This window comes from Streptomyces sp. NPDC002104, assembly GCF_053593795.1.
On the sequence record NZ_JBSFDF010000040.1, the window covers coordinates 57503 to 68813 of the forward strand.

The window sequence follows — 11311 nt, forward strand, 5'->3', positions numbered from 1 at the left end:
GGCGCGATCCCGGACGACGTGACCATCTCCGTACTGACCCAGGCCCGCGAGGACCTGATCGAGCGGACCGTCGAGTCGCTGGTCGGCGCCAAGCGCGCCACCGTGCACCTGTACAACGCGACCGCGCCCACCTTCCGCCGGGTCGTCTTCCGCGGCTCGAAGGAGCAGATCAAGCAGATCGCCGTCGACGGCACCCGCCTGGTCATGGAGTACGCGGACAAGCTGCTGGGCTCCGACACCGTCTTCGGCTACCAGTACAGCCCGGAGATCTTCACCGACACCGAGCTGGACTTCGCCCTGGAGGTCTGCGAGGCCGTCTGCGACGTGTGGCAGCCGTCCGAGGGCCGCGAGATCATCCTGAACCTGCCCGCCACCGTGGAGCGCTCGACGCCGTCCACCCACGCGGACCGCTTCGAGTGGATGGCCCGCAACCTGACCCGCCGCGAGCACATCTGCATCTCCGTGCACCCGCACAACGACCGCGGCACCGCCGTGGCCGCGGCCGAGCTGGCCCTGATGGCCGGCGCCGACCGCATCGAGGGCTGCCTGTTCGGCCAGGGCGAGCGCACCGGCAACGTCGACCTGATCACGCTGGGCATGAACCTGTTCTCCCAGGGCATCGACCCGCAGATCGACTTCTCGCAGATCGACGAGATCCGCCGCACCAGCGAGTACTGCAACCAGATGGAAGTCCACCCGCGCCACCCCTACGCGGGCGACCTCGTCTACACCGCCTTCTCCGGCTCCCACCAGGACGCCATCAAGAAGGGCTTCGACGCCATGGAGGCCGACGCGGCCGCCAGGGGCGTCACCGTCGACGACATCGAGTGGGCGGTCCCGTACCTGCCCATCGACCCGAAGGACGTCGGCCGCTCCTACGAGGCGGTCATCCGGGTCAACTCGCAGTCCGGCAAGGGCGGCATCGCGTACGTCCTGAAGAACGACCACAAGCTGGACCTGCCGCGCCGCATGCAGATCGAGTTCTCGCGGATCATCCAGGCCAAGACCGACTCCGAGGGCGGCGAGGTCACCCCGACCGCGATCTGGGACGTGTTCTCGGACGAGTACCTGCCCAACCCCGAGAACCCGTGGGGCCGCATCCAGCTGCGCTCCGGCCAGACCACCACCGACAAGGACGGCACCGACACGCTGACCGTCGAGGCGGTCGTGGACGGCGCGGAGACCGTGCTGGACGGCACCGGCAACGGCCCGATCTCGGCCTTCTTCGACGCGCTGGCCGGCATCGGCATCGACGCCCGCCTGCTGGACTACACCGAGCACACGATGAGCGAGGGCGCCTCCGCCGTCGCCGCCTCGTACATCGAGTGCGCGATCGACGGCCGCGTCCTGTGGGGCATCGGCATCGACGCGAACACCACCCGCGCCTCCCTGAAAGCGGTCATCTCCGCCGTCAACCGCGCGGGCCGCTGACCGCTCGTCCCTTCGCGTCCCGTCCGTGAACCCCGCTCCTCCTGCCGGAGGGGCGGGGTTCCGCCGTTCTCCGGGCCGCTCGTCCGTCAGCGCGAGCACCCGCTCCGTACGGATGGTCCCGGGGGCCACGGCGTTGACACGGATCCCCCGCGCGGCCCGCTCCACCGCGAGGCCGGACGCGGGACAGGACTTCTCGTTCATGCGGCCGAGGGCAGGCGGGCCCAGGGGCGGCCGTTGGCGGCGGGCGCGCAGGTGGGGCCGGGTGCGGGCCGGAATCGGGCAGGGGCGCAGATCGGCCAAGTACGGGAGCCGGGGGATGTTGTCTTGTCACACGACTGACGCATCCTCACCGATGTGGCTAACATCACGCCAACCCGGCGATGTTGCCGGAAGGTTACGGAGGTGCGACGTGCTGCCAGTTCGGGGTGGGGACGGCCGGAAGCTGACGGTCTGGGGTATCCGCACCACCTGGAGCTCCGTGGGTGACGGGGAGTTCTTCTGCCCCGACTGCGGTGGCGACCGCAATTACCGCCGGCGCACGGGCCGCCGCCGGTTCACCGTCCTGGGGGTGCCGCTGCTGCCCCGCGGGCAGGAGGGGCCCGTCGTCGAGTGCCAGGGCTGCCGCGAGCACTTCGGCACCGAGGTCCTGGACCACCTCACCACCACCCGCTTCTCCGCGCTGCTGCGCGACGCCGTGCACACGGTCACCCTGGCCGTGCTGGCCGCCGGCGGGACGGCCTCGCGCAGCGCGCTGGAGGCCGCCGTGGGCGCCGTACGGTCCGCCGGGTTCCAGGACTGCTCCGAGGAGCAGCTGGAGTCCCTGGTCGACGGGCTGGCCGCGGAGGAGGGCCGGCTCGGGTTCTACGACGGGCCCGACTGCCACGGCGCGGCGCTCTCGATCGAGCTGCACGAGGCGCTGGAGCCGCTGGCTCCGCACCTGGCCGGCCCGGGCCGCGAATCGATCCTGCTGCAGGGCGCGCGCGTGGCACTGGCCGACGGCCCGTACATCCCCGCGGAACGCGAGGTGCTGGCGACCGTGGGCTCGGCGCTGCGGATCGACGCGGACGAGGTCGCGCGGCTGCTGTCGGCGGTCCGGGCGCCGTAGCGCGCCGTACGGGTCCCGGCCGGTCCCGCAGGCACCGCGTACGCCTCCCGGAGGATGCCCCGCGCCCATCGGCGCGGGGCATCGCCATGAGACGGCCCGGGCGATCGTTTCTGCCGTGCGGGCGGTTTCGGACGCGGCCGCGTCTCACGGTGTGGGCGAAAGCGGCACATTCCGAGGTAACGATCGGGCCTCGCAGCCCCGATCCGGAGATCCTTCCGCAGGTCGTGAACCGCGGAGGCGTGCCATCCGTACGGGGTGTTTCCACCAGGTGGACGGGCGGAGCGGGAGCTTCATCTTTGCGCGGCCGAACGGCCTGTGACCTGCTAACCCGCACGTCACCGCGCAGGGTCTTCGCGTTCGCGCAGCCGGAAGCGGTGGTTCGGTGAAGCGTTGGCCATAGTCGACGCCGGGGGTCTCCACCACTGGAGAAACCTCCAGATCCTGAACCGCCCCCGGTCAACATTTTGTAGAAGTCGACGATATCTGTGAGCGGCCCCACAGGCGTTCAATTCCGGTCACACGAGGAGACGCCGCCGGTAACACCGCGGAGCTTCGATTCACGTGGACGTACTGATCGCCCCGCCGGATCAACGGGTTAACGACCCACTTCGGCCGGGGACAACCAGCTTCCTATCGCTTCCTCTCGTTTACCTACCTCATTGAAGGGCAAGGCAGAGATGGCACGTGTCGCCGCACCGCTTTCCGCCACCGGAAAGCAGAGCACGCACCCGGTCGACGAGGTGCTCCCCCTCCCCAAGCTCGCGCTGTACGGCTTCCAGCACGTACTCGCGTTCTACGCCGGTGCGGTGATCGTTCCGATCATCGTCGGCAGTGCGCTCAAGCTGAGCCCCGAAGAGCTGGTCTACCTGATCAACGCGGACCTCTTCACCTGCGGCATCGCCTCGATCCTCCAGGCCTGGGGCATAGGCAGGGTCGGCGCCCGGCTGCCGATCATCCAGGGAGTCACCTTCACGGCCGTCTCCCCGATGATCGCCATCGGTCTCGGTGCGGGCGGCGGCACCGCCGCGCTCCTGGTCATCTACGGCGCCGTCATCACGGCCGGCATCGCCACCTTCGCCTTCGCCTGGCTGCCCGCCAAGGCCTTCCGCGCGGTGATGCGGCTCTTCCCGCCGGTGGTCACCGGCACGGTCATCACCATCCTCGGCATCGTGCTCCTGCCGGTGGCGCTCAAGGACACCGTGGGCGGCGCCCCGCTCGTCGGCGACGGCGGCGACCCCGGCCAGCTGGCCTACGCGGCCGGAACGATGCTCTTCGTCCTGCTGGTGATGCGCCTCGGCGGCAAGTTCCTGGCCAGCATCGCGGTCCTGCTCGGCCTGGTCGGCGGCACGCTCATCGCCTTCCTCCTCGGTGACGCCAAGTTCGACGCGGTCAGCGCCTCCAACTGGGTCGGCGTCACCACGCCCTTCCACTTCGGCGCCCCGAAGTTCGAGTGGTTCCCGATCTTCCTGATGCTCATCGTCATGCTGATCACCATGGTCGAGACCACCGGTGACACCTACGCCGTCGGCGAGATCGTCGGCAAGGACATCGACAGCGAGACCGTGGCGCGCGCCCTGCGTGCCGACGGCGCCGCCACCGCGCTCGGCGGCCTGCTGAACTCCTTCCCCTACGTGGCCTTCGCCGAGAACGTCGGCCTGGTCCGGGTCACCAAGGTCAAGAGCCGCTTCGTGGTCGTGGCCGCCGGTGTCATCATGATCATCCTCGGACTGCTGCCGAAGGCCGCCGCGATCGTCGCCGCGATCCCGCCCGGCGTCCTGGGCGGCGCCGCCACCGTGATGTTCGGCATGGTCGCCCTCGCCGGCATCCAGACCCTCGGCAAGGTGGACCTGAAGGAGGAGAAGAACGCCCTCATCGTCGGCGTTTCCATCGCCTTCGCCCTCTTCCCGGCCACCGTCCCGGCCTTCTTCGACAAGCACATGAGCGCGGACCTCTCCTCGCTCCTCAACAGCGGTGTGACGCTCGGTGCCACGGCCGCGATCGTCCTGAACCTGATCTTCAACGGTCTGGGGAAGGGCAACGCCCACGAAGCCCCGCAGCTCGCCGGGCCGGTCGCCGTGCCCGGAGCGGACGCCGAGGCCGCGGTGGACGCCGAGGCCGCGACGGACGCCAAGACCGCGGTGGACGCCAAGACCGCGGCGGGCGCCGAGACCACGGCAGCCGTCCCGGCCCAGTCGGGCGAGGGCGACCACGCCCCCGCACCGACCGCCTGATCCTCCCAAGGGGTGTCCCCCGCCGGGCCTCGTGCCCGGCGGGGGCCGCTGCCGTTCCCGGCCGCCGCGGCCGGGAGCGTCCGTGCTGTCGGTGGCGTACGGGACAATGGGCCCATGAGCCTGTTCCGCGACGACGGCATCGTGCTGCGCACCCAGAAGCTGGGTGAGGCGGACCGCATCATCACGCTGCTGACCCGGGGCCACGGCCGGGTCCGGGCCGTCGCCCGCGGCGTGCGCCGCACCAAGTCCAAGTTCGGCGCCGGGCTGGAACCTTTCTCCCACGCCGACGTGCAGTTCTTCTCGCGCAACGGCGAACTGATCGGCCGCGGCCTGCCGCTCTGCACGCAGACCCAGATCATCGCCCCGTACGGCAACGGCATCGTCACCGACTACGCCCGCTACACCGCCGGCACCGCGATGCTGGAGACCGCCGAGCGGTTCACCGACCACGAGGGCGAGCCCGCCGTGCAGCAGTACCTGCTGCTGGTCGGCGCCCTGCGCACCCTCTCGCGCGGCGAACACGCGCCGAACCTCATCCTCGACGCCTTCCTGCTGCGCTCCCTCGCCGTCAACGGCTACGCGCCCAGCTTCGACGACTGCGCGAAGTGCGGACTCCACGGCCCGAACCGGCACTTCTCCGTCGCCGCGGGCGGGGTCATATGCGGGGACTGCCGCGTACCCGGCAGCGTCGTACCCTCGTCGGAGGCCATCGCCCTGCTCAGCGCCCTGCTGACGGGCGACTGGGGACATGCCGACGCGTGCGAGGCCCGTCACGTGCGGGAGGGCAGCGGGCTGGTCTCGGCCTACTTGCACTGGCATCTGGAGCGCGGGCTACGCTCGCTGCGGTACGTCGAGAAATAGGAGCTGGGCAACATGGCACGACGCGGGATTCTGGGACGCTCTCGCCGCGAGTACAAGGTTCCCGAGCCGCACCCCTCCGGTGAGCGTCCGCCGAAGATCCCCGGCGAGCTCGTCCCGAACCACGTCGCGATCGTCATGGACGGCAACGGCCGCTGGGCCAAGGAGCGCGGGCTGCCGCGCACCGAGGGCCACAAGGTGGGCGAGGGCGTCGTGCTCGACGTGCTCAAGGGCTGCCTGGAGATGGGCGTCAAGAACCTCTCCCTGTACGCCTTCTCGACGGAGAACTGGAAGCGCTCGCCCGACGAGGTGCGCTTCCTCATGAACTTCAACCGCGACGTCATCCGGCGCCGCCGCGACGAGATGAACGAGCTGGGCATCCGCATCCGCTGGGTCGGCCGCATGCCGAAGATGTGGAAGTCGGTCGTCCAGGAGCTCCAGGTCGCGCAGGAGCAGACCGTCGACAACGACGCGATGACCCTCTACTTCTGCGTCAACTACGGCGGCCGCGCCGAGATCGCGGACGCGGCGCAGGCCATCGCCCGCGACGTGGCGGCGGGGAAGCTGGACCCGTCGAAGGTCAACGAGAAGACCTTCGCGAAGTACATCTACTACCCGGACATGCCGGACGTGGACCTCTTCCTGCGCCCGAGCGGCGAGCAGCGCACCTCCAACTACCTGCTCTGGCAGAGCGCGTACGCCGAGATGGTGTTCCAGGACACCCTGTGGCCCGACTTCGACCGCCGCGACCTGTGGGCGGCCTGCTACGAGTACGCCCAGCGCGACCGCCGCTTCGGCGGCGCGGTCCCGAACCAGGCCGAGGGCGGCGCCGGCCAGTCCTGACCGTGGCTCCGCCGTCCTGGACGCGAACACGCATGCGGAACCTGCGCCGGCTCTAGGCGGGCTTGGCCGCGCAGTCGGCGCAGGTGCCGAAGATCTCCACCGTGTGGGCGACGTTCACGAAGCCGTGTTCCGCCGCGATGGTCTCCGCCCACTTCTCCACCGCCGGGCCCTCCACCTCGACGGCCTTGCCGCACTTGCGGCAGACCAGGTGGTGGTGGTGGTCCCCGGTGGAGCAGCGGCGGTAGACGGACTCGCCGTCGCTGGTGCGCAGCACGTCGACCTCGCCGGCGTCCGCGAGGGACTGCAGGGTGCGGTAGACGGTGGTCAGGCCCACGGAATCGCCACGGTGCTTGAGCATGTCGTGGAGTTCCTGGGCGCTGCGGAACTCGTCCACCTCGTCCAGCGCCGCCGCGACGGCGGCCCGCTGTCGGGTGGATCGTCCTCGTACTGGCGCGGTATTCATCTCGCCAGGCGCAGTCGCCACCGGTTCCTCCTCGTTTCGGTCTCGGCCCATTGTGCCAGGCGGCCGACTGCCCGAACCCGTCACACCGTTACGTCGTCCCGCGTACAGACTTCCTCGGCGGAGCGGGCGGCCCTGGCCCGGCGCCGGGCCAGGGGGGTGGAGACCGCGGTCAGCACGATGAAGACCGCGATGGCCATCAGCACGATCGAGGCACCCGAAGGGGCGTCGATGTAGTAGGTCACCGCCGTGCCGCTGAGGGCGACGGTCGTGCTGATCGCCATGGCGAGCCCGAGCGTCGCGGCGAAGCCGCGGGTCAGCCGCTGGGAGGCCGCGACCGGGATCACCATCATGGCGCTGACCAGGAGCAGCCCCACGATCCGCATGGCGACCGTGACGGTGACGGCCGCCGTGATCGCGATCAGCAGGTTGAGGGCGCGCACCGGCAGCCCGGTGACCCTGGCGAACTCCTCGTCCTGGCACACGGCGAAGAGCTGGCGGCGCAGACCGATCGTGACGGCGAGGACGAAGACGGCCAGGATGACCATCGCGGTGACGTCCTGGGTGGAAACCGTGGTGATCGAGCCGAACATCGAGCCGAGCAGCATCGAGGTGGATCCGCCGCCCAGGTTGATGATCATGACGCCGCCGGCCAGTCCGCCGTAGAAGAGCATGGCGAGCGCGACGTCGCCGCTGGTCTTGCCGCGCGAGCGGATCAGCTCCATGCCGACGGCGCCGATGACGGTGACCAGCGTGGCCATCCACACGGGACTGGTGTTCATCACGAAGCCGAGCGCGACACCGGTCATGGCGACATGACCCAGGCCGTCGCCCATGACGGCCTGGCGGCGCTGCACGAGGTACGTGCCGATCGCGGGGGCCGTGATGCCGACGAGGGCGGCGGCGATCAGGGCCCGCTGCATGAAGGCGTAGTCGAGGAGGTCCATCAGCTCAGCAGTCCCGTCCGGAGGGGCTCGGCGTCGTGCGCGGAGTGGGGGTGTACGTGGTCGTGGCCCGGCAGTGCGTGCTGGCCGAGGGCCTCCGGGGGCGGGCCGTCGTGCGTGACGCAGCCGTCGCGCAGGACGACGGCGCGGTCGATGAGCGGCTCCAGCGGGCCCAGCTCGTGCAGGACGAGGAGCACGGTGGTGCCGGCGGCGACCTGGCTCCGCAGGGCGTTCGCGAGGACCTCCTGGTTGGCCAGGTCCACGCCGGCCATCGGCTCGTCCATGATCAGCAGCTCGGGTTCGCCGGCGAGCGCGCGAGCGATGAGCACCCGCTGGTGCTGGCCGCCGGAGAGGGCGTTCACGGAGGCGTCGGCGTGGGAGCCCATGTCGACCAGGTCCAGTGCGCGCTCCACGGCGGCCTTGTCGGCCTTGCGCAGGAACCCGAAGCGGGTCCGGGCGAGCCGGCCGGCGGAGACGACCTCGCGGACGGTGGCGGGGACCCCGCTGGCGGCGGTGGTGCGCTGGGGGACGTATCCGATGCGCGACCAGTCGCGGAAGCGCTTGAAGTCGGTGCCGAAGAGGGAGAGGGCGCCGTCGCTCAGCGGGACCTGGCCGACCACGGCGCGGACGGCCGTGGACTTGCCGGAGCCGTTGGCGCCGAGCAGGGCGACGACCTCACCGCCGCGGACGGTGAGGTCGATGCCGCGCAGCACGGGGCGCGAGCCGAGCGAGGCCGTGGCCCCGCGCAGGGATATGACGGGCTGGTCCAGGGCCTGTGTGGGCGTGGACTCCATGGCTCGCGCCTCCGTTGCCGCTACTGCTGTTGCCATTACTTGCTGCCGAGTGCCTTCTGGAGGTTCTTCAGGTTGGCCCGCATGACCTCGAAGTAGTCAGCGCCCTGGGACTTGTCCGTGATTCCCTCCAGGGGATCCAGGACGTCGGTCTTCAGGCCGGTGTCCGTGGCGAGGGTCTTGGCGGTCTTGTCGCTGGCCAGGGTCTCGAAGAACACCGTGGACACATTGTCCTGCTTCGCGAGGGACTGGAGTTCCTTCATCCGGGCCGGGCTGGGCTCGGACTCGGGGTCGACGCCGGAGATGCCCTCCTGGTCGAGCCCGTAGCGCTCGGCGAGGTAGCCGAAGGCGGAGTGGGTGGTGATGAAGGTCTTGGAGGCCGTGTTCTTCAGGCCGTCCTTGAACTCGGTGTCCAGCGTGCCCAGTTTCGCGACGAGCTCGTCGGTGTTCTTCTGGTAGTCCGCGGAGTGGTCGGGGTCGGACGTGGCCAGGGCCGCGCCGACGCCCTTGGCGATCTCCGCGTACTTGACCGGGTCGAGCCAGACGTGCGGGTCCTCGCCTGCTTCGCTGTGGCTGTGGTCGTGGCCGTCGCCCTCGCCCTCGGCGGCGTGCTCGTGGTCGTCGTGGCCGGAGGTGCCGTGCACCTCCAGCTTGGTGAGGGTGGCGGCGTCGACGATGTTCTTCACGCCGGACTGGGCGACGGCCTTGTCGACGGCGGGCTGCAGCGTCTTGAGGTAGAGGACGACGTCGGCCTCGCCGAGCTGCGCGGTCTGCTTCGGGGTGATCTCCAGATCGTGCGGCTCGACCCCGGGCTTGGTGAGGGTGTCGACCTTCACGTGGTCCTTGCCGATCTGCTCGGCGAGGAACTGCATCGGGTAGAACGACGCCATCACGTCGAGCTTGCCGTCCTTGGCTCCGGCGGCTCCGGCCGTTCCCGAGCAGGCGGTGAGGGCCGTGGCGGCGAGGGCCACGGCTCCGGCGAGGGCGGCGGTCGGTATGAGGCGTCGTCGTACGTTCATGACATCCATTTTCATCAAAGATGGAAACGATTGTCAAAAACCCTGGTGGGAGGGGTGCGGGAGGTCCGGGGAGGGGGGTCCCGATTTGAAAGGGGGGGTGCGGGCGCCGGTAACCTTGAGGCTTCGCCGTTCGTCCTCGTAAATGAAGAGAGCACCGTGGCCGCCGACAAGATCGAAACCATCGTCAGCCTGAGCAAGCGCCGTGGCTTCGTTTTCCCTTGCAGTGACATCTACGGCGGCTCCCGGGCTGCCTGGGATTACGGTCCGCTCGGTGTCGAGCTCAAGGAGAACATCAAGCGCCAGTGGTGGAAGGCCATGGTCACCGGGCGTGAGGACATCGTCGGCCTCGACTCGTCCGTGATCCTGGCCCCCGAGGTCTGGGTGGCCTCCGGCCACGTCGGCACCTTCTCGGACCCGCTGACCGAGTGCACCTCCTGTCACAAGCGCCACCGCGCCGACCACCTGGAAGAGGCGTACGAGGCCAAGCACGGCCGCGTGCCCGCCAACGGTCTCGCGGACATCAACTGCCCCAACTGCGGAGTCAAGGGCCAGTTCACCGAGCCCAAGCAGTTCTCCGGCATGCTGGAGACCCACCTCGGCCCGACCCAGGACACCGGCTCCAAGGCGTACCTGCGCCCCGAGACCGCCCAGGGCATCTTCACCAACTTCGCCCACGTGATGACCACCTCGCGCAAGAAGCCGCCCTTCGGCATCGCGCAGATGGGCAAGTCCTTCCGCAACGAGATCACCCCCGGCAACTTCATCTTCCGCACGCGCGAGTTCGAGCAGATGGAGATGGAGTTCTTCGTCAAGCCGGGCGAGGACGAGCAGTGGCAGGAGTACTGGATGCAGGAGCGGTGGAACTGGTACCGCGACCTCGGCATCCGCGAGGAGAACATCCGCTGGTACGACCACCCGAAGGAGAAGCTGTCCCACTACTCGAAGCGCACCGCCGACATCGAGTACCGCTTCAACTTCGGTGGCAATGAGTTCTCCGAGCTCGAAGGCGTCGCCAACCGCACCGACTTCGACCTCAAGGCGCACTCCGCGGCCTCCGGCCAGGAGCTGGTCTACTTCGACCAGGAGTCCAAGGAGAAGTACACCCCGTACGTCATCGAGCCGGCGGCCGGTGTCAACCGCGCCATGCTCGCCTTCATGCTCGACGCGTTCAACGAGGACGAGGCCCCCAACGCCAAGGGTGTCATGGAGAAGCGCACCGTGATGCGCTTCGACCCGCGCCTGGCCCCGGTCAAGGTCGCCGTCCTGCCGCTGTCCCGCAACGCCCAGCTGTCGCCGAAGGCCAAGGGCCTCGCCGCCGACCTGCGCAAGCACTGGAACATCGAGTTCGACGACGCGGGCGCCATCGGCCGCCGCTACCGCCGTCAGGACGAGATCGGCACGCCGTTCTGCGTCACCGTCGACTTCGACACCCTCGACGACAACGCGGTGACCGTGCGCGAGCGCGACACCATGAAGCAGGAGCGCGTCTCCCTGGACCAGATCCAGAGCTACCTCGGCAGCCGCCTGCTCGGCTGCTAGGTTCCGCCGCGGAAACGGCAGTGGCCCGGTGCGCATCGCGACCAGGATCGCCAGCAACTGCCGGACCGAGCCGTGGACCTGGTAGTGGTT

General features: G+C 69.6%; 10 protein-coding genes. 6 read left to right on the plus strand and 4 right to left on the minus strand.

Translation table 11 applies throughout. The features are described from left to right. From ACWCP2_RS27945 to ACWCP2_RS27965, 5 genes are all read left to right on the plus strand, one after another. A partial coding sequence (locus ACWCP2_RS27945; RefSeq protein ID WP_450911336.1) for a 2-isopropylmalate synthase occupies positions 1 to 1431 on the plus strand: 1431 nt, incomplete at its 5' end. A gap of 409 nt (positions 1432 to 1840) precedes the next feature. Continuing rightward, positions 1841 to 2536, plus strand: a complete 696-nt coding sequence (locus ACWCP2_RS27950) for a TerB family tellurite resistance protein (protein ID WP_450911337.1) — start codon at positions 1841 to 1843, stop codon at positions 2534 to 2536. Positions 2537 to 3213: 677 nt separating this feature from the next. After that, entirely contained in the window at positions 3214 to 4767 is a 1554-nt protein-coding gene (locus ACWCP2_RS27955) for a nucleobase:cation symporter-2 family protein (RefSeq protein WP_450911338.1), read from the plus strand. A 114-nt stretch (positions 4768 to 4881) separates the two neighbouring features. After that, positions 4882 to 5628, plus strand: a complete 747-nt coding sequence (gene recO / locus ACWCP2_RS27960; RefSeq protein WP_450911339.1) for a DNA repair protein RecO — start codon at positions 4882 to 4884, stop codon at positions 5626 to 5628. Positions 5629 to 5640: 12 nt separating this feature from the next. Next, entirely contained in the window at positions 5641 to 6468 is an 828-nt protein-coding gene (locus tag ACWCP2_RS27965; protein ID WP_450911340.1) for an isoprenyl transferase, read from the plus strand. A gap of 52 nt (positions 6469 to 6520) precedes the next feature. Here ACWCP2_RS27965 and ACWCP2_RS27970 read toward each other — a convergent pair whose 3' ends face one another. The 4 genes from ACWCP2_RS27970 to ACWCP2_RS27985 are packed head-to-tail and all read right to left on the minus strand — an operon-like array spanning position 6521 to position 9682. Further along, positions 6521 to 6952 carry a Fur family transcriptional regulator gene (locus tag ACWCP2_RS27970; RefSeq protein ID WP_450911341.1) on the minus strand — a complete coding sequence of 144 codons (432 nt, stop codon included), beginning with the start codon at positions 6950 to 6952 and terminating at the stop codon, positions 6521 to 6523. A gap of 59 nt (positions 6953 to 7011) precedes the next feature. Beyond that, a complete protein-coding gene (locus ACWCP2_RS27975) occupies positions 7012 to 7875 on the minus strand; it encodes a metal ABC transporter permease (RefSeq protein ID WP_450911342.1) in 864 nt (287 codons plus the stop codon). Beyond that, a complete protein-coding gene (locus ACWCP2_RS27980; RefSeq protein ID WP_450911343.1) occupies positions 7875 to 8666 on the minus strand; it encodes a metal ABC transporter ATP-binding protein in 792 nt (263 codons plus the stop codon). The genes ACWCP2_RS27975 and ACWCP2_RS27980 overlap by 1 nt, the downstream gene beginning before the upstream one ends. Positions 8667 to 8701: 35 nt before the next feature. After that, the gene (locus ACWCP2_RS27985; protein ID WP_450911344.1) at positions 8702 to 9682 is read right to left on the minus strand and encodes a metal ABC transporter substrate-binding protein; all 981 of its coding nucleotides are present in this window, start codon (positions 9680 to 9682) and stop codon (positions 8702 to 8704) included. Positions 9683 to 9838: 156 nt separating this feature from the next. Between ACWCP2_RS27985 and ACWCP2_RS27990 the strand changes: the two genes are divergently transcribed. Next, positions 9839 to 11221 carry a glycine--tRNA ligase gene (locus tag ACWCP2_RS27990; protein WP_399382335.1) on the plus strand — a complete coding sequence of 461 codons (1383 nt, stop codon included), beginning with the start codon at positions 9839 to 9841 and terminating at the stop codon, positions 11219 to 11221. Positions 11222 to 11311 lie beyond the last annotated feature (90 nt).

What these genes read in the sequence shown, in the direction of transcription:
- ACWCP2_RS27985 (WP_450911344.1), bottom strand. Translation starts at nt 9,682, where the DNA reads ATGAACGTACGACGACGCCTCATACCGACCGCCGCCCTCGCCGGAGCC.
- recO (WP_450911339.1), top strand. Translation starts at nt 4,882, where the DNA reads ATGAGCCTGTTCCGCGACGACGGCATCGTGCTGCGCACCCAGAAGCTG.
- ACWCP2_RS27975 (WP_450911342.1), bottom strand. Translation starts at nt 7,875, where the DNA reads ATGGACCTCCTCGACTACGCCTTCATGCAGCGGGCCCTGATCGCCGCC.
- ACWCP2_RS27955 (WP_450911338.1), top strand. Translation starts at nt 3,214, where the DNA reads ATGGCACGTGTCGCCGCACCGCTTTCCGCCACCGGAAAGCAGAGCACG.
- ACWCP2_RS27965 (WP_450911340.1), top strand. Translation starts at nt 5,641, where the DNA reads ATGGCACGACGCGGGATTCTGGGACGCTCTCGCCGCGAGTACAAGGTT.
- ACWCP2_RS27980 (WP_450911343.1), bottom strand. Translation starts at nt 8,666, where the DNA reads ATGGAGTCCACGCCCACACAGGCCCTGGACCAGCCCGTCATATCCCTG.